The organism is Nitrospira sp. (assembly GCA_035968315.1).
Classification (GTDB): Bacteria; Nitrospirota; Nitrospiria; order Nitrospirales; family Nitrospiraceae; genus Nitrospira_D.
On sequence record JAVYIN010000009.1, the window covers coordinates 17,208 to 43,978 of the forward strand.

22 protein-coding genes are annotated in these 26,771 nt (G+C 60.9%); 21 read left to right on the forward strand and 1 reads right to left on the reverse strand.

The features are described from left to right. Positions 1-600: 600 nt before the first annotated feature. The 17 genes from secA to RI101_13460 all read left to right on the forward strand — a co-directional run bounded on the left by secA (position 601) and on the right by RI101_13460 (position 22,809). Positions 601-3,342, forward strand: a complete 2,742-nt coding sequence (gene secA, locus RI101_13380) for a preprotein translocase subunit SecA (GenBank protein MEC4891040.1) — start codon at positions 601-603, stop codon at positions 3,340-3,342. Between the two features lie 586 nt (positions 3,343-3,928). Then, positions 3,929-5,179 carry an SAM-dependent methyltransferase gene (locus RI101_13385; protein MEC4891041.1) on the forward strand — a complete coding sequence of 417 codons (1,251 nt, stop codon included), beginning with the start codon at positions 3,929-3,931 and terminating at the stop codon, positions 5,177-5,179. Between the two features lie 5 nt (positions 5,180-5,184). Further along, positions 5,185-5,556 (forward strand): NADH-quinone oxidoreductase subunit A, encoded by a 372-nt coding sequence (gene ndhC, locus RI101_13390; protein ID MEC4891042.1) that lies wholly within the window; start codon positions 5,185-5,187, stop codon positions 5,554-5,556. 79 nt (positions 5,557-5,635) lie between these two features. Then, positions 5,636-6,115, forward strand: coding sequence for an NADH-quinone oxidoreductase subunit B family protein (locus RI101_13395; GenBank protein MEC4891043.1), 480 nt, complete (start codon positions 5,636-5,638; stop codon positions 6,113-6,115). Beyond that, entirely contained in the window at positions 6,115-7,869 is a 1,755-nt protein-coding gene (gene nuoD / locus RI101_13400) for an NADH dehydrogenase (quinone) subunit D (protein MEC4891044.1), read from the forward strand. The genes RI101_13395 and nuoD overlap by 1 nt, the downstream gene beginning before the upstream one ends. A 102-nt stretch (positions 7,870-7,971) precedes the next feature. Beyond that, on the forward strand, positions 7,972-8,508 hold the full coding sequence (nuoE, locus tag RI101_13405; GenBank protein MEC4891045.1) for an NADH-quinone oxidoreductase subunit NuoE: 537 nt from the start codon (positions 7,972-7,974) through the stop codon (positions 8,506-8,508). Between the two features lie 68 nt (positions 8,509-8,576). Then, entirely contained in the window at positions 8,577-9,884 is a 1,308-nt protein-coding gene (gene nuoF, locus RI101_13410; protein MEC4891046.1) for an NADH-quinone oxidoreductase subunit NuoF, read from the forward strand. An 80-nt stretch (positions 9,885-9,964) separates the two neighbouring features. Further along, on the forward strand, positions 9,965-12,634 hold the full coding sequence (gene nuoG / locus RI101_13415) for an NADH-quinone oxidoreductase subunit NuoG (GenBank protein ID MEC4891047.1): 2,670 nt from the start codon (positions 9,965-9,967) through the stop codon (positions 12,632-12,634). 119 nt (positions 12,635-12,753) lie between these two features. Then, on the forward strand, positions 12,754-13,830 hold the full coding sequence (gene nuoH, locus RI101_13420) for an NADH-quinone oxidoreductase subunit NuoH (protein MEC4891048.1): 1,077 nt from the start codon (positions 12,754-12,756) through the stop codon (positions 13,828-13,830). 15 nt (positions 13,831-13,845) lie between these two features. Continuing rightward, entirely contained in the window at positions 13,846-14,406 is a 561-nt protein-coding gene (gene nuoI / locus RI101_13425) for an NADH-quinone oxidoreductase subunit NuoI (protein MEC4891049.1), read from the forward strand. Between the two features lie 109 nt (positions 14,407-14,515). Next, positions 14,516-15,031, forward strand: a complete 516-nt coding sequence (locus RI101_13430; GenBank protein MEC4891050.1) for an NADH-quinone oxidoreductase subunit J — start codon at positions 14,516-14,518, stop codon at positions 15,029-15,031. 70 nt (positions 15,032-15,101) lie between these two features. Continuing rightward, positions 15,102-15,407, forward strand: a complete 306-nt coding sequence (gene nuoK, locus RI101_13435) for an NADH-quinone oxidoreductase subunit NuoK (GenBank protein ID MEC4891051.1) — start codon at positions 15,102-15,104, stop codon at positions 15,405-15,407. 7 nt (positions 15,408-15,414) lie between these two features. Then, positions 15,415-17,316: an NADH-quinone oxidoreductase subunit L gene (gene nuoL / locus RI101_13440; protein MEC4891052.1), complete on the forward strand. Its 1,902-nt coding sequence runs from the start codon at positions 15,415-15,417 to the stop codon at positions 17,314-17,316. Between the two features lie 6 nt (positions 17,317-17,322). After that, positions 17,323-18,891, forward strand: a complete 1,569-nt coding sequence (locus tag RI101_13445) for an NADH-quinone oxidoreductase subunit M (protein MEC4891053.1) — start codon at positions 17,323-17,325, stop codon at positions 18,889-18,891. Further along, positions 18,888-20,363, forward strand: a complete 1,476-nt coding sequence (locus RI101_13450) for an NADH-quinone oxidoreductase subunit N (protein MEC4891054.1) — start codon at positions 18,888-18,890, stop codon at positions 20,361-20,363. Before RI101_13445 ends, RI101_13450 begins: the two co-directional genes overlap by 4 nt. 102 nt (positions 20,364-20,465) lie before the next feature. After that, the gene (locus tag RI101_13455) at positions 20,466-21,320 is read left to right on the forward strand and encodes a YihY/virulence factor BrkB family protein (protein MEC4891055.1); all 855 of its coding nucleotides are present in this window, start codon (positions 20,466-20,468) and stop codon (positions 21,318-21,320) included. 133 nt (positions 21,321-21,453) lie between these two features. Continuing rightward, the gene (locus RI101_13460; protein ID MEC4891056.1) at positions 21,454-22,809 is read left to right on the forward strand and encodes a hypothetical protein; all 1,356 of its coding nucleotides are present in this window, start codon (positions 21,454-21,456) and stop codon (positions 22,807-22,809) included. A 43-nt stretch (positions 22,810-22,852) separates the two neighbouring features. Here RI101_13460 and RI101_13465 read toward each other — a convergent pair whose 3' ends face one another. Then, positions 22,853-24,004 (reverse strand): site-2 protease family protein, encoded by a 1,152-nt coding sequence (locus RI101_13465; protein MEC4891057.1) that lies wholly within the window; start codon positions 24,002-24,004, stop codon positions 22,853-22,855. Between the two features lie 71 nt (positions 24,005-24,075). On the opposite strand from RI101_13465, the gene RI101_13470 reads away from it, so the two are divergent. From RI101_13470 to dapF, 4 genes are all read left to right on the forward strand, one after another. Beyond that, positions 24,076-24,777 carry a polysaccharide deacetylase family protein gene (locus RI101_13470; protein MEC4891058.1) on the forward strand — a complete coding sequence of 234 codons (702 nt, stop codon included), beginning with the start codon at positions 24,076-24,078 and terminating at the stop codon, positions 24,775-24,777. Continuing rightward, positions 24,774-25,247 (forward strand): GNAT family N-acetyltransferase, encoded by a 474-nt coding sequence (locus RI101_13475; protein MEC4891059.1) that lies wholly within the window; start codon positions 24,774-24,776, stop codon positions 25,245-25,247. Before RI101_13470 ends, RI101_13475 begins: the two co-directional genes overlap by 4 nt. Positions 25,248-25,331: 84 nt before the next feature. Beyond that, complete coding sequence (locus RI101_13480) at positions 25,332-25,730, forward strand: VOC family protein (GenBank protein ID MEC4891060.1); 399 nt, start codon at positions 25,332-25,334, stop codon at positions 25,728-25,730. Between the two features lie 84 nt (positions 25,731-25,814). Next, on the forward strand, positions 25,815-26,684 hold the full coding sequence (gene dapF / locus RI101_13485; protein MEC4891061.1) for a diaminopimelate epimerase: 870 nt from the start codon (positions 25,815-25,817) through the stop codon (positions 26,682-26,684). The last annotated feature ends 87 nt before the right edge of the window (positions 26,685-26,771 follow it).

Here is a 26,771-nt window from a genome sequence, read left to right on the forward strand (position 1 = left end):
GGATTCCCGGCGACGCCCTGCCTTCTCACAACCGGAAAAAATTCCGGTCTCTGGCTCAGCGGCAGGGTCAGGCTTGATTAGGCGAAATAGAAGGCTGGAGGCCCGCGGGTCGTGTGAACGCTCGAGGGAAGAGGCGTCACGTGATCGGGCGAAAAGAGGTCGACGGATTCGCGAGAAGCCACGTACTGAAACGCAAGAACGGTCGCGGCTTCACCCGCCTGTCCGGCTGCGCACATCCAGGAGCAAAAGGCTGATCCGTGAGTGGCCGCCTGGTGGTGGCTATGATGGTGGCTTTCGTGGAGGACGGATTGGGCCGACGCAATACCGCTGATCCCCACAACACAGAGGACCAACAAAACCGCGACGATGACCTGGAAACGACGCATCATCATGCCCATCGCTATCGACAAGACCAGACTATCCTATAGGGGCGCATGCTAGCCGGTGGCCCCCTGCGGAGTCAAGGCGGACCCGAACGCAACCTGTTCTGTTCTTCCTGATAGGATTCGGGGAAGTTTTGCTGTATACTGCGCCGGTAGATTTGCGTGGTAGATCGACCTCTCCCGCATTGATCACCCTTACGATAGCCATACGTCGTCTATGCTGACTCAACTCCTGAATCTTGTCTTCGGCAGTAAGAACGATCGCGAAATCAAGGCGTTGATGCCCACCGTGGCCCGTATCAACGACCTGGAGTCCAGCCTGACGCCCCTCTCCGACCAGGCGCTGGCGGACAAGACCCAGGAATTCAAGACACGCCTGGCCGACGGCCAAACCCTTGACGACATTCTTCCCGAAGCCTTCGCGGTCTGCCGAGACATGTCGCGCCGACGCCTGAACATGCGGCATTTCGACGTCCAGCTCATCGGCGGCATGATCCTGCACAAGGGCCGCATCTCTGAAATGAAGACCGGCGAAGGGAAAACGCTGGTGGCCACCCTGCCGATCTATCTGAATGCGCTCGAAGGCAAGGGCGTTCATCTCGTGACGGTCAACGACTATCTGGCCAAGCGCGATGCGCAATGGATGGCCCAGCTGTACCACGCGCTCGGCCTGTCGGTGGGCATCATCCAGCACGACGCCTCGTTCCTCTATGACCCCACGTACAATGCCTCCGATAAACGCCTGCAGTCGTTGCGGCCCTGCACCAGGCAGGAAGCCTACCGCGCCGATATCACCTACGGCACCAACAACGAGTACGGGTTCGATTATCTGCGCGACAATTTGATCGTCAGCGACCTGAGCCAGTGCGTGCAGCGCGAGCTGAACTTCGCCATCGTCGACGAGGTGGACAGCATTCTGATCGACGAAGCGCGCACGCCCTTGATCATCTCCGGACCGACCGATCAAACCACCGATCTCTACTACCGCATCAATTCGATCATCCCGCAGCTGCAAGCCGAGCGGGATTTCACCATCGAAGAGAAGACCAAAACCGCCTCGCTGACAGAGGACGGCAACGTGCGCGTCGAGAAACTGCTCGGCGTGGACAACCTCTATGATCCGGCCCACATGGATCTGGTCCACCATGTCGTGAAGGCCCTGCAGGCCTATACCCTCTATAAGCGCGACGTGGACTATGTGGTGAAAGACGGCGAGGTCATCATCGTCGATGAGTTCACCGGGCGCCTCATGCCGGGCCGCCGCTGGAGCGACGGGCTGCACCAGGCCGTGGAAGCCAAGGAAGGCGTGAAGATCGCCAACGAAAACCAGACGCTGGCCTCCGTCACCTTCCAGAATTATTTCCGCATGTACAAAAAGCTCGCGGGCATGACCGGCACCGCCGATACCGAAGCGGGCGAGTTTGCGAAAATCTACAACCTCGACGTCAACGTGGTCCCGACCAACCGGAAGATGGTCCGCCTGGACTACGCGGATGTCGTCTACCGCACGGAAAAAGAGAAGTTCGCCGCGATCGTCGAAGAAATCAAGGAATGCCACCAGCAGGGCCAGCCGGTGCTTGTCGGCACCATTTCCATTGAGAAGTCCGAACGGCTCTCCGGCCTCTTAAGCCGGAACGGCGTGAAGCACAACGTCCTGAACGCCAAATTCCATGAGAAAGAAGCCGAAATCGTCGCGCAGGCCGGGCGGAAAGGCGCCGTCACCATCGCCACGAATATGGCCGGCCGCGGCACAGACATTCTCCTCGGCGGCAATGCCGACTTCCTCTTCAAGCAAATCCTCTATCGGGAAGAAAACCTGCCCGAAGAGAAAAAGCTGGAAATCTACGAACAGATCAAGGCCGACTGCGACAAAGACAAACAGGACGTCATGGCCGCAGGAGGGCTGCATATCCTCGGCACCGAGCGGCACGAAAGCCGGCGCATCGATAACCAGCTCCGCGGCCGCGCCGGCCGCCAGGGCGACCCCGGGTCCTCGCGTTTTTACCTCTCGCTCGAAGACGACCTGATGCGGATTTTTGCCTCCGAGCGCGTGTCCCAGCTCATGCTCAAGCTGGGCATGGAAGAAGGCGTGCCGATCGAACACGGCATGGTCACCCGCGCCATCGCGAACGCGCAGAAGAAAGTCGAAGGGCACAACTTCGAGATCCGGAAACAGCTCCTCGAATACGACGACGTGATGAACAAGCAGCGGGAAGTGATCTACCAGCACCGCCACGCCGTCCTGGCCGGGGAAAACTTAAAGAGCGATATTTTCGACATGATCGCCGAGATCATCGACTCCGCCACAAGCATCTACTGCCCGCCGGAACAATATCCGGAAGAGTGGGACCTCAAGGGACTCACCGAGATGATGCACGGCCAGTTTGGTCTCGACATCACCCACGGCAAGCACGACCACGGCGAGTCGCTCCGCGATCTCGGCCGCGATGCCCTGGTGGAAGACCTGAAGAAGCTTGCCCACGAGGCCTATGAGCGGAAAGAACAGGAACTCTCCTCAGAACTCATGCGCTTCCTTGAAAAGACCTTCATGCTGCAGGTCATCGACCATCATTGGAAGGACCATCTGCTGGGCATGGACCACCTGCGCGACGGCATCGGTTTGCGCGGCTATGGCCAGAAAGATCCGCTGATCGAGTACAAACGCGAGGGCTACGATCTCTTCGCCGGCATGATGCAGCAGGTCAAATCAGACGCAGTCGAACGGCTATTCCGGGTCCAAGCGGTCAGGCAAGAGGCTCCCCCTGACCAGCAACAAGCGGCACCGCCCCCCCCGCCACCGCCGCCGGTCATCGCCAGGCCGCAGCCCAAACTCACCTTGAACCGGGGGGATGAACCGATTGCGCCGCAAACCGCACAACGCGCGGACGACAAAGTCGGCCGCAACGATCCCTGCCCCTGCGGCTCAGGCAAGAAGTACAAGAAATGCCACGGAGCATAGACGGGGAAGACTGGGCGATGAGGACCAGATCTTCGGCGTTCGGCATGATGCGACGGCTCTCCGCTGCCACTGACCCTCTCTACTTTCTCCACGCGCGCCTGTAATACCGCGCCGAAGCGTCGCAATGCCGGCGCGCCTGTCCTACAAGCCCACTCATTTCGCGACCACGCATACCGAGCACCGAAGATCTGCCCCCCATCGCCCAGCGAAGGGGGGAGGGGAAGGAAAACTGCCCTTGAATCAGTCACACACCTTAGTGCCTATCCATTCGGGTACCGTTCTGGCGACCCACTGCGGCTCGCCAAAGGCGAGTGACGCCGATGTCTGAAGTTCCGTCCCGCGAGGCAGCGGACGGAACGAGTTTCGGCGTCAAGCAGTACGGGAGATCCAGAACGGTCGAATGGCTGGGCGGGAGCAAAACGGGTGCAACATCACCGCCCTGTTCCCCTGATTTCGCCTTGACTTAGCGCTGGCCGCAAGGCTACTCTACCCCACTTTTGGCACGCCGATTCGGATAGATGCCCCGCACCTATCTCGGTATTGGTGTTCCCGCTGAAGCCTTACCCGCGGACGAAGGGATTTGTCTGTGTCGATCGGGCACCCACAACTTATTGAGGCCATCGCCTCCGAAATCGCCGCCTTTGGGCCCATCCCCTTTGCGCGGTTTATGGAGCTGGCCCTCTATCACCCGCAATTCGGCTACTATACCCGTCCGCCTGAATCCGGCACGGAACGGATCGGCTGGTCGGGCGACTTCTACACCAGCTCAGACGTCCATCCCATTCTCGGCCAGGCCTTGGCGAAACAGGCCCGGCAGCTTGACGCACTCCTCGGCCATCCTGATCCCTTTACGGTTGTCGAGATGGGCCCGGGCAAAGGATTGCTGGCCAAGCATTTTCTCTCCGCCTGCCGATCGCGCGAGCAGGATTCATTCAGCCAGCGCCTGCGCTATGTGCTGATCGAGCGCAGCCCCGCCATGCGGGCACTGCAACAGGCAAACCTGCTCCATGGTTTGGTCGAACCAGGCCGCATCACGTGGGTGGAGAGTCTCGACGATGTCCAACCCAATAGCGTCACAGGATTATTCTTTAGCAACGAATTGCCCGACGCCTTCCCCGTCCACCGGATTCAGATCGAACAGGGGCAGATCCGGGAACTCTACGTAGACTATGACGGCGCCCGGTTTATCGAGCGCCTTCAGCCGCCGTCCTCGCCGGACCTTCAGCACTATCTGGCACGGCTCAATCTGTCGCTCCCTGACGGCTATCAAACCGAAATCAACCTGGACGCCGTCCGCTGGATGGCGCAGGTCGCCCGTGCGATCGATCGCGGCCTCGCCATCACCATCGACTATGGCCATACCGCGCAGGATCTCTACGGGCCGGACCGGGCGAAGGGCACGCTGCTCTGTTACTACTCGCAGATGACGAACGAGGAGCCCTATGTCCGGGTCGGCCAGCAGGACATGACCGCGCATGTGGATTTCTCCACCCTGGCCACGGTCGGGGAAGATCACGGGCTGCATGTGACGGGCTTTACGAATCAAATGAGTTTTCTGATGGGGCTGGGCGTGGAAGAGATGATCGCGCACATGGACCCGGAAGGGCCTGAGTTTCGCGCCGCCATCCATCTCCTGAGACCGGAAGGGATGGGCCGGACCTTCAAAGTCTTGATTCAGCACAAGGGCATGGCCGCGCCAACCTTGGACGGCTTGGCGTTCAAGCCGTTCTTCGGATCAGCCCTGGCGATGAGCCAGGCACGCGGCGAGAGGCACGAGGCGATGGACCATGATCTTGCCTCTAGCCACGCGCCCCTCACCCCTAGCCTGCGAGCATAAGCAAGATGGGTAACGCCGCGATCCCAGCGAATTACGTTCCGATTCTGGTGTTTATCGGCATCGCGATTGCCTTTGGCGCCGTGTCGCTGCTGGCCGGACGGCTCGTCAGGCCCAGCCGCCCCTACCGAGCCAAGCTGGCCCCCTATGAGAGCGGAAGCCCGCTCTTCCAGGATGCGCGCGTGCAGTTCCCGATGCGGTACTACATCATCGCGATGCTGTTCGTGATTTTCGATATCGAGATTGTGTTCATGTTTCCCTGGGCCGTCGCGTTCAATAAATTGGGCCTCGTCGGGCTGGCCGAAATGGTCATGTTTATCGGCATCCTGGTCGTGGGATTTTGGTACGCCTGGAAGAAGGGCGCTCTTGAATGGGACTAGGCGAGAGGCACGAGGCGAGCGGCAATAGGAAATGCACCCCTCGCCACTGGCCCCTTGCCCCTAGCCTGGAATTGGACTTATGAGCTTTTTAGAACGACAATTTGAAGCCAATATCATCACGACGAATCTTGACGCGGTCGTGAACTGGTCCCGGAAATCGGCGCTCTGGCCGATGACCTTCGGGCTGGCCTGCTGCGCGATTGAAATGATCGCCAGCGTGTCGTCCCGCTACGATCTGGACCGGTTCGGGGCCGGCGTGTTTCGCGCCTCTCCGCGTCAATCGGATTTGATGATCGTGGCCGGCACGGTCTCACGCAAGATGGCTCCGGTGATCCGCCGCATCTACGACCAGATGCCGGAGCCCCGGTACGTCATTTCGATGGGGTCCTGCGCGACCTCCGGCAACCATTACAACAGCTACGCCGTCGTGCAGGGCGTCGATCAGATTGTGCCGGTGGATGTGTATGTGCCGGGCTGCCCGCCGAGGCCGGAAGCGCTGCTCGACGGGCTCTTGAAACTCCAAGAAAAAATTCAACGCGAAAAAGTCTTTGTGAAGTAATGCTGCAAGACCTGGCGGAACGCCTGCAGAAACAGTTTCCGGACGCCATCCTGTCCGTCCATCTCGACGAGGGCCGGGCGGAGCTGTCGGCCCGTGTCCAGGCGTCCCGCATTGTGGAGATCGCCCGCTATCTGCACGACGCCCCCGACATGGCGTTCAATCACATTACCGACATCTGTTCAGCCGACTACCCGTCGGACCAGGACCGCTTCGAGGTGATCTACCAGCTGCTCTCGCTGCCGCATGGCCTGCGCATCCGGCTGAAGGCCCGCCTGCCGGAGGAGAATCCGTCGATTGCCTCGGTCACCGGCGTCTGGCGGGGGGCGGAGTTCCTCGAACGTGAAGTCTACGACATGATGGGGATTACGTTTACCGGCCACCCGGACCTGCGCCGGATTCTCATGCCGGAAGACTATGCCGAGGGCTACCCGCTCCGGAAAGATTTCCCGGCGGAAGGGCGGGGCTGGCGCAGCCAGTTCGATTTCATCCCACGCCTGGACGAAGCTCCGGAAGAAATGACCGGCAGTGAGTTCACGGAAGCCGAAAAGAAGCCCTTCCGTTCAACCGCTGCTCCCTCCGGATCGCGCCGGCGGGAAGAACTGCTGCTGAACATGGGGCCGCAGCATCCCAGCACCCACGGCGTCTTGCGCGTCGTGCTGGAGCTCGACGGCGAGCGGATCGTGAAAGCGACGCCCGACCTCGGCTACCTCCACCGGGGCGTGGAAAAACTGGCCGAGGGCCTGGCCTACATGCAGGTCATCCCGCACACCGACCGGCTCGACTATGTCTGCGCGATGGCCAACAACTATGCCTACGTCCGGGGGGTCGAGAAACTGCTCGGCATCACCGTGCCGGAACGGGCGGAATATATCCGCACCATCGTGGCTGAGATGCAGCGCATCATCGGGCACCTGTTCTGGCTGGGCACCCAGGCCCTCGATATCGGCGCCATGACCGTCTTCTTCTGGACCTTCCGCGAGCGCGAGATTCTGCTCGACATGTTCGAGAAGCTCTGCGGCGCGCGCCTCACGCTGAACTATTACCGGATCGGCGGCGTCGATAGCGACTTCACACCCGATCTCGTGCTGCGGCTCAAGACCTTCCTGGAAACGTTTCCTCAGAAAGTGAGCGAATACGATTCGCTGATCGCCTCCAATCGCATTTGGCTGGGCCGGACCAAAAATGTGGCCGTGATTTCCGGCGAGGACGCGATCAATTTCGGGCTCACCGGCCCCACCCTGCGAGGATCGGGCGTGGCCTATGACATTCGAAAGATGGAGCCCTACGGGGTCTATGACAAAGTCGAGTGGGAAGTGCCGATCGGCAAGAACGGCGACACCTACGACCGCTATTGGGTGCGGATGGAAGAAATGCGCCAGAGCGCGCGCATCATCTCGCAATGCCTGGACCTGCTGCCGTCCGGCCCGATCATCGCCAACGAGCCTCAATATATCCCGCCGCCCAAACAGCTGGTCATGCGGGATATGGAAAGCTTGATCCATCATTTTATTATCTTTACCCAAGGCTTCAAGCCGCCGAAGGCCGAAACCTATTGCGGCACCGAAGCCCCCAAGGGCGAATTGGGCTTCTTTCTCATCAGCGACGGGACCCCTCGTCCGTACCGATTGAAGATCCGCTCGCCCTCCTTTATTCATATGGGCGCTTTCGATCACATGGCGCGCGGGTATTTGATTTCCGACATCATCACGATCTTCGGAACCTATGACATCGTGATGGGCGAGTGCGACCGATGACACAAGAGCGAATGGCACATAGCCTATGGCAGATGGGTGGGATCCTCTGCGCCTCATCGTGCCATCAGCTATCAGCCATAAGCTCTTGAGGTAATGCTATTTATGTTGCGCGATAAGTACCGAGCAGAAATTGATGACATCCTGTCCCGCTATCCGGTCAAGCGATCGGCGCTGATCCCCTTGCTCTATCTCGCGCAACGGGAGCAGGGCTACATCACGGAAGCGTCGATGACCGAAATCGCCGGGCTGCTGCGATTGACCCCGTCGCAGGTCTATGAAACCGCGACCTTCTACACGATGTTGAATCTGAAGAAGGTGGGGAAGTTTCACATTCAGGTGTGCAAGTCGCTCATGTGCGCGCTGGTGGGATCGGATACCGTGATCGGCTGGATGAAGACCAAGCTCGGGATCGCACCGGGTGAAACGACCACGGACGGGCTCTTCACCCTGACCGCCGTCGAATGTCTGGCGGCCTGCGGGACCGCGCCCATGATGCAAATCAATGACGACTATTACGAGCGGCTGACGGAAGAGAAGGTCGATCGCATTCTGGCCGACCTCAAAGCGACCGGCACCAGCGCGTTGAAAAGCGGCCCCTATCTGTGGCCGGAATCTGTCACTGTAAAACGTGAGGCGTAAAACGTGAGACATTACGGAAACGACAAGCCTCAACTCCTTTTACGTTTCACCTTTCACGTTTAACGATTATGCCCAAGTACGAACTGGTCCTTCTGAAAAATATGATGCAGCCGGGCTATACCGGCTCGCTCAAGGATTATGAGCAGGCTGGCGGCTATCAGGCGCTCCGAAACACGCTCGGCAAGATCGCGCCGACGGACGTGACCGGCACGGTCATGAAGTCCGGCCTGCGCGGGCGCGGCGGCGCCGGGTTCCCCACCGGTGTGAAGTGGGGATTTCTGCCCAAGGACTATCAAGGCCCGCGCTATCTCTGCTGCAACGCCGACGAGAGCGAGCCCGGCACCTTTAAGGACCGCCAGCTCATGGAGCGCGATCCGCACCAGCTGCTTGAAGGCATCGTCCTGGCGTGCTACGCCATCGGCGCGGCATCGGCGTATATCTATATTCGCGGCGAAATGGTGCTCGGGTCCAAAATCCTGGAACACGCGATCGGCGAAGCGCGCGCAGCCGGGTACATCGGCAACAACATCCTGGGAACGGGCGTCACGGTCGATGTCTGGGTCCATCGCGGGGCGGGCGCTTACATCTGCGGCGAGGAAACCGCGCTGCTCGAATCGCTGGAAGGCAAACGCGGGCTGCCGCGCGTCAAGCCGCCGTTCCCGGCCACCCACGGCCTCTACAACAAGCCGACGGTCGTGAATAACGTGGAGACCCTGGCCAACCTGCCGCACATTCTGAATCGCGGCCCCGAATGGTTCGCCGGCATCGGGTCTCCGCCCAAGAGCACCGGCACCCGCGTCTTCTGCGTCAGCGGCCACGTCAAGCGTCCCGGCAATTACGAGCTGCCGATGGGGGTAACCGTACGCGAACTCGTTTACGAACATGCGGGCGGCATGCGATCCGACAAGCCGCTGAAAGCCTTTATCCCCGGCGGCGCCTCAGCACCGTTCCTGACGCCCGACCATCTGGATGTGAAGTTGGACTTTGAATCCGTTGCGGCGGCGGGCTCGATGCTTGGCTCGGGCGGCGTCACCGTCATGGAAGAAGGCACCAGCATGGTCTGGGCCGCGCTCCGCCTGATGGAATTTTTCTACCATGAGTCCTGCGGCAAGTGCAGTCCCTGCCGCGAAGGCAGTTCCTGGCTTGTCCAGACGATGCGCCGGATTATCGCCAAACGTGGGCAGATGCAAGACCTTGAAACCCTGACAGATCTGTGTAAAAACATCGCGGGCCGAACGGTCTGCGCCTTTGGCGATGCCGAAGTTTCGCCGATCATGAGCACGCTGAAACATTGGCGGCACGAATACGTGACCCTCATTCACGAAGCGGAAGCGGCCAATTTGATTCGGCCGGAATCGACAGGAGCGCGGCACTGACGTGATGCGCAACCTGATCCATCAACGCCGAAGCGGCGAATTTGATTTGACCGGAATCGACGGGAGCACGGCACTGATCCATGCCTAACCAGACTGCCGATATGGTGCGCGTGACGATCGACGGCACGGTGGTGTCCGTCCCGAAAGGCACGCTCGTCATCGAAGCGGCACGCCGCGTCGGCGTCATGATTCCGCATTTCTGCTACCACCCGAAGCTGAAGCCCGACGCCAATTGCCGGATGTGCCTGGTGGAAGTCGAAAAAATGCCGAAACTCCAGACCGCCTGCAGCACGCCGGTCGCGGAAGGCATGAGCATCAAGACCGCCACGACCGTGGTGGACGATGCGCATAAGTCGGTGCTGGAATTTATCCTGGCCAATCATCCGCTGGACTGTCCGGTCTGCGATCAGGGCGGGCGCTGCGACTTGCAGGACTTCTCCCATCAATACACCCCGACGACGAGCCGGTTTGCCGAGACCAAACGCATCTTCCAAAAGGAATATTTCAGCCCGCTGATCGAAACCCAGATGAACCGTTGCGTCCAGTGCCTGCGTTGCGTGCGCTATTGCGACGAAGTCATGGACGTCAAAGCCCTGGCCCCGGTCGGCCGCGGCACGATGACGGAGATCAAGCACTTCGGCGCCCATGCGCTGGACTGCGAATTCTGCGGCGGCTGCGTCCAGATCTGCCCGGTCGGCGCCATCACCAGCCGCCTCTCCATGTACGAATACCGCCCCTGGATGCTGAAACGGGCGGAGACGATCTGCGGCTATTGCGGCGACGGGTGCCAGATCACCGTCCAGACCAAGAACAACCAATTGATCGAAGTAAATTCCGCCCATGGCGCGGGACGCAACAACGGCGATCTCTGCGCGAAGGGGTTTTTTGGCTTCCATGCCACCAGCCATCCCGAGCGGCTCACGCATCCGCTCATCCGTCGCAACGGCGCCCTCGTCCAGGCGACCTGGGAAGAAGCGTTGGAATTCATCGCGGCCCAGGCCAGCCGCATCAAGCAGGACCACGGAGGCCATGCCTTCGGCGGCTTGATCACCAGCCGATGCACCAACGAAGAGCTGTATCTGTTCCAGAAATTCCTGCGCCTGGCCATCGGCACCAATAACATCGACAGCAGCGCGCGCTACGGTCACATGAACGCCGTGCAGGCCATGCGGCGGGTGCAGGGCACCCACCGCTGGAGCGTGACCTTCGAGGACCTGGCCGCGGCGGATGTCCTGCTGCTCGTCGGCACGAACATCACGGAAGCCAATCCCATCACCGGGCTCAAGATTAAAGAGGCCGTCAAGAAGCGGCAGGCCACGCTTGTCACGATTGAATCGCTTCAGCCGGCCGTTGGCACCATCAGCAATATCGCCAATCTGTCCGAGCACCATTTCTGCGTGGCACCGGACCAGATCTCAACCGCGGTGCTCGGCCTGCTCAAAGCCGTGGCGGAAGAAAGCTTGATCGTCACGGGCCTGAAACAAGACCAGCCGAAATATGTGACTGCCGTGACCGCCCGGCTCCAGTCGCTTGCATGGCCGGAGATCCAGGCCGCCACCGGCATGGACAGGGAAGCCTATGTGGCCGCGGCCAAAGCGCTGGCCGGAGGAAAACGCGTGGTCGCCGTGGCCGGGCAAGGGCTGCTGCGCGGGGAGCGGGGCTATGCCGGCTCCATGAACCTGCTCGACCTGCTGCTGCTCACCGGCAAACTCGACCAGCCAGGCTGCGGATTCGCGCCGCTGACGGAAGAAAACAACGACCAGGGCGCCATTGAAATGGGCGCAGCCGCCGAATTCTTACCGGGTCCCTCCGCCATCACGGACCGGGCCGGCCGAGACCGTGTCGCCAATCTCTGGAAAGAAGAGCCGCCGCCGAACAGCGGCGCCTCCCTGATCGAGATGTTGGATCGCGCCAGAGCCGGCATTCTCAAGGCGATGTTTATCGTCGGGGAAAACCCGCTGGCCAGCCTGCCGGCGACCGTGCGCGTGGGCGAATCCCTGGCCAAGCTGGACTTGCTCGTGTGCCAAGAACTCTTCCTGACCGAAACCGCCGCTCTGGCGCACGTCGTCCTCCCGGTCTGCTCATCGCTGGAAAAGGACGGCACGTTCACGAATACGGAAGGCCATGTGCAAGCTGTGCGGCGAACCGTTGACCCGGCTGGCGAAAGCTGCCCGGACTGGGAAATTTTCTCCGCGCTCGCCGGATTGATGGGCGCGCCGCTGGAATACGGCGAAAGCCGGGAAATCTTGAAAGAAATCCGGAGCCTCATTCCCGGATACGGATCGCTCGGCCCGTCGCCGGTACCGCCGAAAGTCGACCGGACGGCCATCGACCGTTACCTCGCGCAGGGATTCGAGCAGGATCTCACGGGCCGGTACCAATTGACTGCGGCGGCTCCCCAGCCAGACGGCACGGTGCAGATCAGTCTCGTGCAAAGCCTGTTTCACTCCGGCAAATTGTCCACGCGCGCCAAGGGGCTGCTGCAGATTGAGGACCGGGGCCGCCTGCGCATCAATCCGCAAGACGCGGCGCGCTTCTCGCTGGTGGACGGCAACCGCGTCCGCCTCTCGAACGCGCGGGGTGAGATCACCACCGACGTCACGGTGCTCGCGCGCGTGCCGGAAGGGCAGGCCTGGTTCCCGAATCATTTCAGCCAGGACATGAATAGGCTGTTCGACTGTGCGATCGATCCGGACACCAAGGTGCCCTCCATCAGGGCCACCTCGGTTTCCATGGTGAAAGTGTCGTAAGATGCGCCATCGATCCGAAGACCGATATGTTGTCAGTTCGGCCGCTTCCAACGCGTCGGCCACAGTGTCATACGTTGAACGTGAGGATGTTCATCATCCGTTAATCCAGGGGTGCCATCGTGACTGAACTAGGCTTGCGCCTTGCCGTGTCTCTCGCCCAGATCGCTGCGGTCATGGGCATTGTGATGTTAACCGTGATGATCCTGACACTCGCCGAACGAAAAGTGCTCGGCTGGATGCAGGATCGCATGGGCCCGATGGAAGTCGGCCCCTACGGCATCCTCCAGCCGATCGCCGACGGCCTGAAGCTGTTCTTCAAGGAAGATATCGTGCCCGCGGGCGCGAACAAATTCATGTTCACCCTGGCGCCGATTCTGGCCATGGTGCCGGCCATGATCGGCTTTGCCGTCATCCCCTTCGGCCCCGACCTGACGCTCGACGTCTTCGGGATTTCCGTCAAACCCTTCGTGATCAGCGATATTAACATCGGCATTCTCTATATCCTGGCCTTCGCCTCCATCGGCGCCTACGGGATCATCCTCGGCGGCTGGGCCTCGAACAGCAAATACTCGCTCCTCGGCGGATTGCGGTCGGCTGCGCAGGTCATCAGCTACGAATTGAATGTCGGCTTGGCCATCGTCGGCGTGCTGATCATGGCCGGCTCGCTGAGCCTGGTGAAAATCACCGAAGCCCAGGCCGGAGGGTTCTGGCATTGGTATGTGTTTGCCTTTCCGGCCCCGCAGATTTTCGCCTTCGTCGTGTACGTGATCTCGGCCGTCGCCGAAACCAATCGCGTGCCGTTCGACTTGCCGGAAGCGGAAAGCGAACTGGTCGCCGGATTCTTCACGGAATACAGCGGCATGCGCTTCGCGTTTTTCTTCATCGCCGAATACGCCAATATGGTGCTGGTCTCCTGCGTGGCCGCCGCGATGTTCCTCGGCGGATGGAACGCCCCCTATCCCGGCACCATCCTCGCCCAGATCGGGCTGGAGGGCTTCGCCTGGATCGAAGGGGTGGCCTGGTTCACCGTGAAGGTCTACGGTTTCCTCTTCCTGTTCTTCTGGCTGCGGGCCACGCTGCCGCGCCTCCGGTACGACCAACTGATGAAGTTCGGCTGGAAGGTCATGTTGCCGATCGCCCTGGGCAACATCGTCGTCACAGCCATTGCGATGTACATCTATAACCAATTCAAGTAGCGACCGGCATAGACGATGACACAGACCACCGGCACACAGCGCCTCATCGGCTGGCTCAAGACCATCACCTTCTATGAACTGTTGGTGGGAATGAAGGCCACGATGTCGCATTTGCTGCACTACCGGCCGATCACGCTGCAGTACCCGCACGAGAAGCGGACGCTGCCGGACAACTACCGCGGCATGCTGGCGCTGCTCCGCTACGATGACGGAACGGAAAAATGCGTCGGATGCGATCTCTGCGAAGCGGCCTGTCCGTCGCGTGTAATTCGCGTGGTCAGCGGGGAAGTGCCGGGGGAGCCGACCAAGCGCTACTCCAAAGAATATTACATGGACATGACGCGCTGCCTGTTCTGCGGAATGTGCGTCGATGCCTGCCCGGTCGATGCGCTCGGCATGACCAGGGAATTCGAATGGGCCGTGTACGACAAGCGGCAACTCCATCTGAACAAGCAGCAGCTGCTCGCCATCGGTGACCGGTCGTTCCCGGTGCGCGAAAAACGCCTGGAACTGCAGCATCCGAACGTCGCCTTCTTCAACGTGGCGTTCAAGCACGTGCCGCAGAAACCGAACTGAGGCCGGAAGGCGGAGCCGGCTTCCCTCATCACCGTAGCGGCGGGGGGAGCATGGGAATGATTGGCCCGCGCCGGAGAACATCGGGGCAACGGCCCCCTAGAGGAGAGACGTGGATCAGTTGTTTTTTGGGTATTTCGCCGGAGTGATTGCGCTCACGGCCATCCTGGTCGTCGCGCTCAGGAATCCGGTCTATAGCGCCCTCTCGCTGCTCGTGATGTTTTTTCACGTCGCCGGACTCTACGTCACGCTCCATGCCGAGTTCCTCGCGGCCGTCCAAATCATCGTCTACGCGGGCGCCATTCTCGTGCTGTACCTGTTCGTCGTGATGCTGCTCAACCTCCATCGGGATGACCGGTACCACAGCCAATGGCGCACGGTCGCCTTCGTCTGCGTCCCGCTGCTCATCGAATTCATGGTCTTGATCGGGGGCAGCATCGCGGCCGCGCCGCAATCCGTGGCCCCGGTGGAAACCGGGAGCGGCGAGAATACCCTGGCGATCGGCGAAGTGCTCTTTTCGACCTATCTCTTCCCCTTTGAAGTCGCCTCGCTGATCCTGCTGGTCGCGATGATCGGCGCGATTATCCTGGCGAAGCGAGATGTTGGGGACGCAAGGAGCGAAGGGTGATGCGATTGCTATCAACTAGATTGCCCCAATCACCCGTTACCCGTTACCCGTTACGCATCACGAGGATGTCATGACCGTCCCCGTCACCTACTACGTCATATTGAGCGCGGTGGTCTTTCTCACCGGCATGGTCGGGGTGTTGATCCGGCGGAACATCATCGCCATTCTGCTGTCGGTCGAGCTGATGCTGAACGCCACGAACATCAACTTCGTGGCCTTCTCCGAGCATCTCCACGATCTCGGCGGCCAGGTGTTTGTCTTTTTCGCCCTGACCGTTGCGGCAGCGGAAGTCGCCGTGGGGCTGGCCATCATCATCGCCCTGCACCGGGCTAAGGATACGATCAACGTGGAAGAGTTCAGTTTGCTCAAGTGGTAACTAAACGATGTATGCGCTGATTCCATTATTGCCGCTGACCGCCTTTCTCGTGCTCGGCCTCGCCGGCTCGCGGATTAAGGAACGGGCCCATCTGGTTGCCGTCCCGGCGGTCCTGCTGTCGTGGCTCCTGGCCGTCACCGCCTTCATCGAGGTGGCGCAAGGAGGGGTGATCGCCCAGCCCTTGTACACCTGGCTGACATCGGGCGCGCTCGACATTCACATCGGACTTTATATCGACCGCCTCACGGCGGTCATGCTGTTGCTGGTCACGACCGTCAGTTCACTCGTCCATATCTATACGATCGGGTACATGCACGGAGAAACGGGGTACGCACGCTTCTTCAGCTACATCGCGCTCTTTACCTTTTCGATGCTGATGCTGGTGCTCGCCGACAACCTGCTCCAACTGTTCGTCTTCTGGGAAGCGGTCGGTCTCTGTTCCTACCTCCTGATCGGCCATTGGTATGAGCGGGCCTCGGCTTGTGCCGCGGCGACGAAGGCGTTCCTCGTCAATCGCGTGGGCGACTTCGGCTTCATGCTGGGCCTCCTGCTGGTCTGGACCAGCTTCGGCACGCTGAACTATCTGGAAATCTTTCCCGCCGCCCACGAGGCCGCCAACCAGACCATCAATCTGCTGAGCCCCTTCGGCGGCACGTGGGAGGTGTCGGTCTTTACGCTCATTTGCCTGCTCCTGTTCACCGGGGCCATTGGCAAATCCGCGCAAGTACCGCTGCATGTCTGGCTCCCGGATGCGATGGAAGGTCCCACGCCTATTTCGGCGCTGATCCATGCCGCCACCATGGTCACCGCCGGTGTCTTCATGGTCGCCAGGCTCGCCCCGCTCTATAACTTGTCCCCGACTGCGATGACTGTCGTGGCACTGGTCGGCGCCGCCACCATGGTCCTTGGCGCCACGATCGCCCTCACGCAAACCGACATCAAACGCGTGGTCGCCTACTCCACCGTCAGCCAGCTGGGGTACATGGTCATGGCCTGCGGCCTCGGCGCCTATACCGCGGGCATGTACCATCTGCTCACCCATGGCGCCTTCAAGGCCTTGCTCTTTTTGGGATGCGGCTCCGTGATCGTCGCACTGCACCATGAGCAGGACATGCGGCATATGGGCGGCCTGAAAAACAAGCTTCCCGTCACCTATTGGACCTTCGTCGTCGGCTCGCTGGCGCTGGCCGGCTTTCCACTGACCGCCGGGTTCTTCAGCAAAGACGATTTGCTCGTCTCGGCCTGGTCCTCGGGATCGCTGGGACAGGTTCTGACGATTCTCGGCCTGCTGACGGCGTTGATGACGGCCTTCTATAGTTTCCGGCTGGTCTTCGTGACCTTCTGGGGACCGTCGCGCGTGGATCCGCATCACGCCAAACATATCCATGAGCCGTCCAACACCATCACGATCCCGCTGATCGTCCTGGCCGTCCTGAGCATCGTCGCCGGGTATGTCGGCATTCCCTCGTTCCTTGAGCCGGTGTTTGCCCATGGCGACAGCGGGGCGGCCCCTCATGAGCATGGCGCGGCGGGACTCGGCATCATGATCGTCGCCACCCTCATGGGCCTCACCGGCATCGCGGGCGCCTACTATGTGTATGTGCTGAACCCCCAGCTGCCGGACCAGTTTGCCCGGCAGTGGAAGAGCCTCTATGAGGGCTCGCTGAACAAGTGGTACGTGGACGAAGCCTACGACAAGGCCTTCGTCCGGCCGACGTTTACCGCGGCGGCAGAAATGTGGAAGCGCGTCGATGTCGCGATCATTGACGGCGCCGTGAACGGCATCGCCCGTGGGATCGCCTGGGGCGGCTGGCTGCTGCGCCTGGTACAAAGCGGGCAGACGCAGCATTACGCCTTGGCGATGGCCCTGGGCGTGGTCATTCTGGTCACAGTCTTTTTGGTGTTTTGAGGGCCTATGCAATCGGGCGGATTCCCCTGGCTGACATTCTTGATTCTCCTTCCGCTGGCCGGCGCAGCCGCGCTGTTCTTCGTCAAGGAGACCAGCGTCCGCATGGTCGCGCTCGGCGTCACCCTGGCCGATCTGCTGCTGTCGCTTCCCCTCTGGTGGCTGTTCGACGCCTCGTCGAGCCAGATGCAGTTCACCGAGAACGCCGCCTGGATCACCTCGCCGCCCGTTCACTATCACCTCGGCCTGGACGGCATCAGCCTGCCGCTCGTCTTGATGACGACCGTCCTCATGCCGCTCTGCGTCTCGATTTCCTGGCGCTCGATCGAATCGCGCATTCGCAGCTTCATGGCCATGCTGCTGATCATGGAAGCCGCCATGATCGGCGTGTTTGCCGCGCTGGATTTCGTGCTCTTCTACGTGTTCTGGGAAGCGATGCTGATTCCGATGTATCTGCTGATCGGCGTCTGGGGCGGACCGAACCGGCTGTATGCCGCCATCAAGTTCTTCCTCTACACCCTGGCCGGGAGCGTGCTGCTGCTGGTGGCCATCATCGCCCTCTACTTCCAGGGCGGCCAGACCTTCGACATCGTCCAGCTGAGCCAGCACACCTATTCGTCACGGCTCCAGTTCTGGCTCTTCCTGGCCTTCTTCGCCGCCTTCGCGGTGAAGGTGCCGATGTTTCCGTTCCATACCTGGCTGCCGGACGCCCACGTGGAAGCGCCGACCGCCGGCAGCGTGATCCTGGCCAGCGTCCTCCTCAAGATGGGCACCTACGGGTTCCTGCGGTTCAGCCTGCCGATGCTGCCCGACGCGTCGAAAGACTTTACCCCGATGGTCGTGACCCTCTCGATCGTGGCCATCATCTACGGCGCCTACATGGCGTTGGCACAGGCGGACATCAAGAAGCTCATCGCCTATTCCAGCGTGAGCCATATGGGGTTCGTGACGCTGGGACTGTTCATGTTCAATCAGCAGGGCATTGAGGGCGCCGTGATGCAGATGGTCAACCACGGGATCACGACCGGCGGCCTCTTCCTCTGCGTCGGCATCATCTACGAACGGACTCACAGCCGCCAGATTGCCGACAACGTCGGCCTCACGAAGCCGATGCCCCGGTATGCCACCCTGCTGGTCATCTTCGCCCTCTCCTCGCTCGGGCTTCCCGGCACCAACAGTTTTGTCGGCGAGTTCATGGTGCTGGTCGGAACCTTTCTGTGGAGCAAACTCGCGGCGGCGATTGCGTCGCTGGGGATTATCCTGGCGGCCGCCTATATTCTCTGGATGGTCCAGCGGGTGGCCTTCGGGGAGCCCTTAGCCAAGTTTCTCCCCAAGCTGAAGGATCTCAATCAGCGCGAGATGCTGACGTTGATTCCGCTGGTCGTGCTGGTGTTCTGGATCGGCCTGTTTCCCAACCCGATTCTCACCCGCATGCATGCCTCAGTGACACAGGTGGTCGCCCGCGCCACCGCGCCGCCGCGTGAATCGCCCACCTCCACGGGGCGGGTCGCGCCGCTGAGCAATCCCATTCAGAAGGCCCACATGATTCAAGCGATGGAGGAAGCGGCACGGCCATGACGATCTCGGCCCACGATCTGTTCCCCATTCTGCCGGAGCTGCTGGTGATCTTCGCGGCTTGCGCCGTCCTCGCCCTGGATCCCATCACCCCTGCGTCGAAGAAGGACGGGCTGGCCTGGCTCAGTCTGGCCACCATGGCCATCTGCATGGGCCTGACCGCCGCCCGCATGAGCGATCCGACCACGGCGTTCGGCGGACTGGTCGTGGTCGATGCCTATTCCTGCTTTTGGAAACTGCTGCTGTACTTCGTCACCGGCCTGACTATTTTATTGTCCTTCCCCTATCTGAAAGAGGAGCGGATCTACTTCGGCGAGTACTATGGGTTTGTTCTGCTGGCCTTGTCCGGCATGATGGTGATGGTGTCCGGCGCCGACCTCCTGACGATCTATCTCGGCACCGAACTCATGTCGCTCTCACTCTATGTGATGGCGGGATTAAAACGAGCGGAACCCCGCTCCCTGGAAGCCTCGGCCAAATACTTTGTGCTCGGCGCGTTTTCCTCCGGCATCCTGCTGTACGGCATCTCCCTGCTCTACGGCGCAGCCGGCAGCACGCAGCTTCCGGCCATTGCCGCCGCCATCGCCGAACGAAGCTTGAACGATCCGTTGCTCTTGTTCGCGACGATTCTCCTGGCGGTCGGATTCAGCTTCAAGCTGGCCGTGGTGCCGTTCCACATGTGGACGCCGGACGTCTACCAAGGCGCCCCCACCTCCGTCACGGCCTTCATGGCCGTCGCCGCAAAAGCCGCCAGCTTCGGCGCCTTCCTGCGGGTCTTTGTGGAGGGACTCGGCGGAGTCAAAGCCAACTGGTCCGCGATCTTCCTGCTGCTCTGCATCGGCACATTGATATTGGGCAATATCGTTGCCCTTGTCCAAACGAACATTAAGCGGATGCTGGCCTACTCCAGCATCGCCCACGCCGGCTATGCCTTGATCGGCATCGTGGCGGCCGGGCGGCTCGAAGCCGCCGATTCGACCTCGGCCATTGCCAGTGTGATGCTCTACATCGCCCTCTACGCCTTCATGACCTTCGGCGCCTTTGCCATTGTCGCCATGTTGCGCAAGGGCGGCCAGGAGGGGGAAGAGATCGAAGACTACAGCGGCCTCGCGAAGCGCCATCCCCTCGCCGCCCTGTTCATGCTGATCTTCATGGTCTCACTGGCCGGCATTCCCCCGACGGCGGGATTCATCGGCAAGTTCTATGTCTTCATGGCGGCGGTCCAGGCGGGCATGTCCTGGCTGGCAATCCTCGCCTTGGTCTTCGCCGCCATTTCCGCCTATTACTATCTGCGCCTCGTCATGGTGATGTACATGCGGGAGCCGGGTGAGGTCACCGCCACGTCGCCGCGCTTCGTGCCGTCGCCGGCCTTGTCCATTGTCCTGGCCTGCGCCATTGCCGGTGTGCTCTTCTTCGGCCTGTATCCCAATCCCATTGTGAACCTGGCCACCCAGGCCGCGCTGACCCTGAAGTAACGCTCCGTCTTTGTTGAAACAGGTGCGCCGCCGCCCCGCTCATGCTAGGCTCGCACCTGTCGGCTTGCACCGAACGCAGCCACCCCTAAAGGGTCCTGAACGATGCTGCCAGCCCTGCGCTTCCTCCTCGACGTGGTCAAAGCCTTTCGACGGCATGGCTGTGCCAGCCTGGCGGCCTCGCTGGCGTTCTTCTCCCTGCTCTCGCTGTTTCCGCTCGTCTTCCTGCTGCTGTACGGCATCAGCTTCCTCGTCAGTCAGGATGTGATCGGAGAGCAATTCCTCCTCAGCTTCCTCAAGGGCTTCCTCCCTTCGCTGGGTGAACGGCTGGCCGATGAGCTGCACCGCATCAGCGTGCTGGAGAGCGTGCGCTGGGCTGTCTTTCTGTCCTTCGCCTGGTTCGGCGCGCTCGTGTTCTATGAACTGGATTATGCGTTGAATGTCGTCTTCGAAAGCACCTGGCGGCGCCACCCGCTGATCTCCACGGCGATTTCCGTCGCCTCCTTGGGCGCCACGGGATTGCTGCTCATCATTTCCTACGTTGCCACTCAGATCATCAACTTCTTGACCAGCTATGTCCCGCAACTCTGGGGGCTGGATCTCGTGGCATTGGCCGCCCACGAATTCCTGCTGACCTACACCGTCCCCTTCGGCTTGGCCTTTGTGGCAGTCAGCAGCCTCTACCGCTACGTGCCGCGCCGCCGGCCGGCTTGGCGGGAAGCCATGATCGGAGGGCTGACTTTCGGTCTCCTCTGGGTCGCCGCCAAACTCCTCTTCGTCACCTACAGTGGCTATGCCACCGTCTACGTGCGCCTCTATGGCTCGCTCCTGGAAATCGTGTTGATGCTCCTGTGGGTCTACTATTCGGCCAGCTTGCTCTTGTTCGGCGCCGTCGTCACCCACAAGCTCCAGCAGCACGCCCAGGCCATGACACCTCCATCGGCACCATCCGCCGCCTAGCCTGTGCCCCTCCCTCACGGCTCGGGCCGATCCCCTTGCCAGAGCCATGTTGAGCCCGTGCAACTTCCGGGCTTTTTGTAGTCCAATCCCCCCTTCCCCGATACAATGGCTTCCGGCGGAAACGGAGGTCTTCATGTCCGAAGATTTCGGCAAAGAGATGTTGATGTTGGGCGGCACGATCGCGGGCTTTGTCGCGGCCATGCTGACCGTGCTGGAAAAGCTCCTCGACCTCCAGCATCGCCTCCGATCAGGAAAAGAAGGAACGAACGCCGCACAACCGGAGCGAGCCTCCCCTGCCGCTACATCGACGATCGACTTCTTTTCCTCCAAGCCACTCCGCGGATCGTCCTATTTGCTGCTCTATGAAACGGGCGTCATCATGGCCGCCGGAGTGTTGCTCAACTATGTCGGGCTGACCCTCAGCCGCCATATGGAAAGCATCCTGTTTCTTGATATGACCGGCACGGCGCTGGTGGCATTCCTCCTGGGCCCCTGGTGGGGCGCCATCGCCGCCTTATTGTCCAATTCCGTCGTGAACTGGCTCCTCTATCCGGAGGTCGGCGCCGATGTCGTGATCTTCCCCTGGTCGCTCGTCAATATGACCGGCGCGCTCTTCTGGGGCGTTCTGGCGAGACAACCGGGCTTTCAGAAATATGTGCGGACGGCCAAGAGCTCTGCCCTGGCTCACACCTGGTTCCTGCTCAGCTTCGGGGTTGTCGGCGCAGTGGTTATGAGCATCCCCGGCACGCTGGTGCAAGCCGCACTGAACGAGCGCACCACGTTTGCGCTCAACCCCGACGTCGCCGAGTCATTGAGCGCCCGCGTGACGCAGTGGGAAAGCACCGTGCGGGTGGCGCTGGAATCGATCCTGGGCCTGCAATGGGGGGAGAATCTCAGTTGGGCGGTCGTCAACTGGTTCCAGAACTGCGTGCGCTACATTCCGGACAAGACCATGAGCGCGGCGATTGCCCTCGTCGTTCTGAAGTACGGCTATCCGCTATTTGAACAGGAATTGATCCACGGCGGGCCCGAGGGAGCACGCCCGAGCGACGAACGGATGCTTCCGTTAGCGCTGGGACTCCTCTATGCCCCCTCCTACGCCACGCTGATCAGCAGCGACGGCTATGCAGGCATGGTCTATTGGCCGCTGTGGTCGCTGCCCTGGCTGTTCATCGTGATCGGATATGTCTCGCTCAGCTACTGGGGACAACCGGACGATGCGATGCGGGAGGCGCGCCTCCAACGGGCCGCGCGCTATGCCCGCGCACTGAAACCCATCGGGAAAGAACCCTCCTATGAATTCTGCCGCCGGCTCACCTTCGTGACGCTGGTCGCCAGCCTCATCTTTGCCCTCTGCCTGCCCATCCTCTTGATGGACTTCTACCGTGTGACCTTCAAATTCTTCTGCGTGGTCTACGGCTTCCTGCTCGTCGTCCATCTCATCCGTGTCGCCATCGCGCAGAATATTTCCGTCGCACGAGCCGAGTGAGCAGCGACGCGCCATCCGCCTCTCGCCGTTTGCGAGATACGTTTTACGCCTTGTGCAGTTGCAGATAATGCAGGATCGCGGAATGGGTCACGAGCCCGATCACCTGTCCCTCCTGCACCACCACCAAACGATCCCAGCCGGCTTGCGTCATCCGCTGCATGGCGTCTAAGACCGGCGCGTTCGGTTCGATCGTGAGCGAGGGATCCGCCGGCCGCATCACTTGCTGCACGATCTTCCAGGCCCAGAGCGATTGGGGCACCGTCTGTACGTCCATCACCGTGACCAGCCCCACCAGCTGCCCCTCGGCCACGACCGGAAACCCGCCATACCCATGCGGCACGAAGTACTGATTGACGGCGTCGGCAATCGTGCAGTCCGGAGGAATCGAGACCACCGTCTGCACCATGAGATCCCGCACCGGCACCACGGCCAGCGATTGCCGCACCACCGCCTGACGGCGGCTCGCCAAGGCGGTCGCAAAGAGAAACGTGGCGAGAATGACCACCCACCCGCCATTCGACGCCATCGATTCGGGCAAATCGCCGCTCAACGCCCCGATGACGACCATCACTCCGGCCAGGCCCAGCAAGACCCCGAAGGACTGGCCGACAAACGACGCCTGCACCGTGGCCCGATAGAAATCCTTCCCCCACGCCCAGAGACCGGCACGCAACGCCCGTCCCCCGTCCAGCGGAAATCCCGGAATCAGGTTGAAGAGTCCCAGCTGCACATTGACGAAGCCCAGCAGGCTCCCGAGCATCATCAACCCCTTCCATCCCGCCGCCTCGCCCACGGTTCCCGCCACCTCGACGGCTCCGAGGCAGAGCCCGCCCAGAAGAAAGCTCACGGCTGGGCCCGCGATGGCGATGAGAAACTCCGCTTTGGGATGCGGCGGCTCCTCCCGCATATGCGCCACTCCGCCGAAGAGAAAGAGGGTGATCTGGCTGATGGGAATGCGGTAGCGCAGCGCGACATAGGAATGCCCCAGTTCGTGCAAGAGCACGGACAGGAACAACAACACCGCCGCGACGGCCCCCATCGCCCAGTACCGCTCCTCGGACAATCCCGGCAGATTCTCCGGCAGAAACCCGGACGCGAGGCTGGAGGTCACAAAGAAAAAGACCAGGAACCAGGAGGCATGAATGCGAATCGGAATGCCCAAGGCCCGGCCGATTTCCCACGAAGGCAATTGCATAGGCCCACCGTAACAGTCGAATAAACAACGGGTCAACTCTTCTTCGCCCGGCTTGAGGTATACTAGATTGCATGTCACTTCGAGCATGGGCTTTCCTCTGCATCGGCGTCATCGGACTGGTCGCGCCCCAACTTGGATCAGCCCAAGTCATCAAGTCAGGCCCTCCGTCCTGCCCAGGCATCGCGCTCACCTTCGATCTCTGCCCCGTCAGAAAGGGACCAGGGTTCGATCAGGCCCTGGTGGACTACCTTGTCCAGCACCGGATCCCTGCGACATTTTTCATGTCGGGCAAATGGATCACCAAGCATGATGCCGAGGTCGAGCAGCTGCTCGGCATCGACTACTTTGAAGTCGGCACGCACGGCGAAGTCCATGCGCATCTGCCGATGCACGACGCCGACGAGCAACGCGAAGAAATCCACCGGCCCGTCCGGTTCCTGCATGAACGCTATGCCCATGACGCCACGCTCTTTCGCCCGCCCTATGGCGAATATAACGACACGACCGTAGATGTCGTGAAACAGCTCGGCCTGCGCTTCATTCAATGGAACATCGAATCGGGCGACCCGGATCCCACCCTGTCAGCGGATCACATCCTCGCCCGCATCGAGAAACGCGCAAAACCGGGCAGCATCGTCGTGCTCCATGCCAACGGCAAAGGAAAGCAGACCAGGGAAGTCATCGAGCGGTTGACGGCGGACGTGCTCCCACGCAAAGCCCTGAAACCCATGACGGTCAGTGATCTCCTGGCTTGCACACAAAAGAATCCATGAGCCTCCCAACCATCAGAGCGATGCAGCAGGATGACCGCGACGCGGTGGTGCAGCTCCTCGCCGGCTCCGATCCCTGGAAGACACTCGGCTACACCAGCGCCGATTGGAACCGGATCTTCTCCCCCCTCCCGCAAGGCCGTGAGGCGCTTGTCGCCCTGGTTGATGGGAAGGTGGCCGGCATCGCGTTGCTTCGCGAGAAATTTCTGCTGGGCGATTATCTGGAATTGCTCGGGGTGGCGTCATGGGCAAGAGGCCATGGGCTGGGGGGCCAGTTACTCGGACACATCGAGCCCCTCGTATTTGGACGAACGAAGAACCTCTTCGCCTGCGTCTCCGACTTCAATACGCCCGCCAGAGCCTTCTATAAGAAGCACGGCTTTCAGGAAATCGGCCCCATGCCGGACTTCTTAATCCCGGGAAGCGCCGAGCTGCTGCTGCGAAAGACCGCAGGACCGGCGAGAAAGAACTGATGGCTGATAGCAAATAGCGTAGGCAGGAGGAGAAACCCCTGTCTCTTGCCATCGGCTATAGGCGATCTGCTATAAGCTCCTCATATGAAGGTCACCAAACTCCTCCACACCCGCATGCGCGTCAGCGATCTGGACCAGACGATCCGGTTCTATACGAACGTGCTGGGTCTTGAAGTGGTCGAACGCAAGACCTCGCCGCGCGGATCACAGCTCGCCTTTTTGAAAGTCCCCAACAGCGACGAGTTGATCGAACTGACCAGCTTTCCCCCGAGCGGGCCTGTGAAGGTGCAGGAGGATCTGGTCCATCTCGCCTTTCAGGTGGAGAATCTTGACCACACCATCGCCTCGCTCACGTCAAAAGGCGTGAAGATCACGGACGGTCCCACACAGACCTCCTCCGGCAGCCGGTTCATCTTCATTGATGCCCCAGACGGCTATGAGATCGAATTGATCGAACGGCCTCACGGCGTGACGATCGTCTGATCATCACCTCCCTCTTTTCCTGCCGATTGGCTTCATGCTACCTTCGACGCCTGACAGCATCGCTTCACCCTGAAGGAGATTGGTATGAAGAACGGGTTTTTCCGCGGCCACGGCCTGGGCAACGACTACATCGTGATGGATCCAAAGGAACTGACGTTCAAACTCACACCGAAGAACATCAAAGCGGTCTGCGACCGCAATTGGGGCCTGGGCAGTGACGGCATCCTCGCCCTCGTCCCGACCAAGAAAGCCGACTTCGGCCTGCGCATTTACAACCCGGACGGCAGCGAAGCGGAAAAATCCGGCAACGGGTTGCGCATTTTCGCCCGCTACCTCCATGCGACCGGCAAGACGAAGAAAAAGCATTTCACGGTTGAGACGAAAGGCGGCCTCGTCACCATCGATCTGCATGTAGATCGCCATGGCGACGCCAGCGCCGTCACGGTCGAAATGGGGCAGGCCACGTTCAAACCGGCGGCGCTTCCTTGCACCCTCGGCGTGCCGGAATTGATTCAACAGCCGATCGACGCAGCCGGACAGTCGCTCCTGTTCACCGGCGTCAGTGTCGGCAATCCCCATTGCGTCGTTTTCAAGCCAACTGGGGAGTCCTGGTCGCGCGAAGAACTGCTGAAGCTCGGGCCTGTATTGGAAAACCACCCCCTCTTCCCCAAGCGGACGAATGTGCAATTGGCTGTCCCGACCGGGCCCAAGGAAATCTTCATCCTGATTTGGGAGCGCGGGGCCGGGGAGACGCAAGCCTCCGGTTCGTCCTCATGCGCGGCCGCGAGCGCGGCGGTGCGCCTGGGGCTGGTCAAGAGCCCCGTCACAGTCAAGATGCCGGGCGGCCAGCTCAACATCGAGGTCGCGCCAGACTTCAGCCTGACGATGAAAGGTCCCGTGGCCGAAGTGGCGCGGGGCAGCGTGAGCCCCTCGTTCCTGCGCGGGCTCAAGTAAGGCCGGCGGTCACCGTCAGGCGCCATTCGTCAATCGGCAAGAAAGAGCACGGTGGTTCCTGCTATTCTTACGATTGACGGATGATGT

What these genes read in the sequence shown, in the direction of transcription:
- nuoE (MEC4891045.1), top strand. Translation starts at nt 7,972, where the DNA reads ATGTTGCGCGATAAGTACCGAGCAGAAATTGATGACATCCTGTCCCGC.
- RI101_13395 (MEC4891043.1), top strand. Translation starts at nt 5,636, where the DNA reads ATGAGCTTTTTAGAACGACAATTTGAAGCCAATATCATCACGACGAAT.
- nuoL (MEC4891052.1), top strand. Translation starts at nt 15,415, where the DNA reads ATGTATGCGCTGATTCCATTATTGCCGCTGACCGCCTTTCTCGTGCTC.
- RI101_13470 (MEC4891058.1), top strand. Translation starts at nt 24,076, where the DNA reads ATGTCACTTCGAGCATGGGCTTTCCTCTGCATCGGCGTCATCGGACTG.
- RI101_13455 (MEC4891055.1), top strand. Translation starts at nt 20,466, where the DNA reads ATGCTGCCAGCCCTGCGCTTCCTCCTCGACGTGGTCAAAGCCTTTCGA.
- secA (MEC4891040.1), top strand. Translation starts at nt 601, where the DNA reads ATGCTGACTCAACTCCTGAATCTTGTCTTCGGCAGTAAGAACGATCGC.
- RI101_13450 (MEC4891054.1), top strand. Translation starts at nt 18,888, where the DNA reads ATGACGATCTCGGCCCACGATCTGTTCCCCATTCTGCCGGAGCTGCTG.
- nuoI (MEC4891049.1), top strand. Translation starts at nt 13,846, where the DNA reads ATGACACAGACCACCGGCACACAGCGCCTCATCGGCTGGCTCAAGACC.
- nuoF (MEC4891046.1), top strand. Translation starts at nt 8,577, where the DNA reads ATGCCCAAGTACGAACTGGTCCTTCTGAAAAATATGATGCAGCCGGGC.
- ndhC (MEC4891042.1), top strand. Translation starts at nt 5,185, where the DNA reads ATGGGTAACGCCGCGATCCCAGCGAATTACGTTCCGATTCTGGTGTTT.
- RI101_13480 (MEC4891060.1), top strand. Translation starts at nt 25,332, where the DNA reads ATGAAGGTCACCAAACTCCTCCACACCCGCATGCGCGTCAGCGATCTG.
- RI101_13465 (MEC4891057.1), bottom strand. Translation starts at nt 24,004, where the DNA reads ATGCAATTGCCTTCGTGGGAAATCGGCCGGGCCTTGGGCATTCCGATT.
- nuoK (MEC4891051.1), top strand. Translation starts at nt 15,102, where the DNA reads ATGACCGTCCCCGTCACCTACTACGTCATATTGAGCGCGGTGGTCTTT.
- RI101_13475 (MEC4891059.1), top strand. Translation starts at nt 24,774, where the DNA reads ATGAGCCTCCCAACCATCAGAGCGATGCAGCAGGATGACCGCGACGCG.
- RI101_13445 (MEC4891053.1), top strand. Translation starts at nt 17,323, where the DNA reads ATGCAATCGGGCGGATTCCCCTGGCTGACATTCTTGATTCTCCTTCCG.
- nuoG (MEC4891047.1), top strand. Translation starts at nt 9,965, where the DNA reads ATGCCTAACCAGACTGCCGATATGGTGCGCGTGACGATCGACGGCACG.
- nuoD (MEC4891044.1), top strand. Translation starts at nt 6,115, where the DNA reads ATGCTGCAAGACCTGGCGGAACGCCTGCAGAAACAGTTTCCGGACGCC.
- RI101_13460 (MEC4891056.1), top strand. Translation starts at nt 21,454, where the DNA reads ATGTCCGAAGATTTCGGCAAAGAGATGTTGATGTTGGGCGGCACGATC.
- dapF (MEC4891061.1), top strand. Translation starts at nt 25,815, where the DNA reads ATGAAGAACGGGTTTTTCCGCGGCCACGGCCTGGGCAACGACTACATC.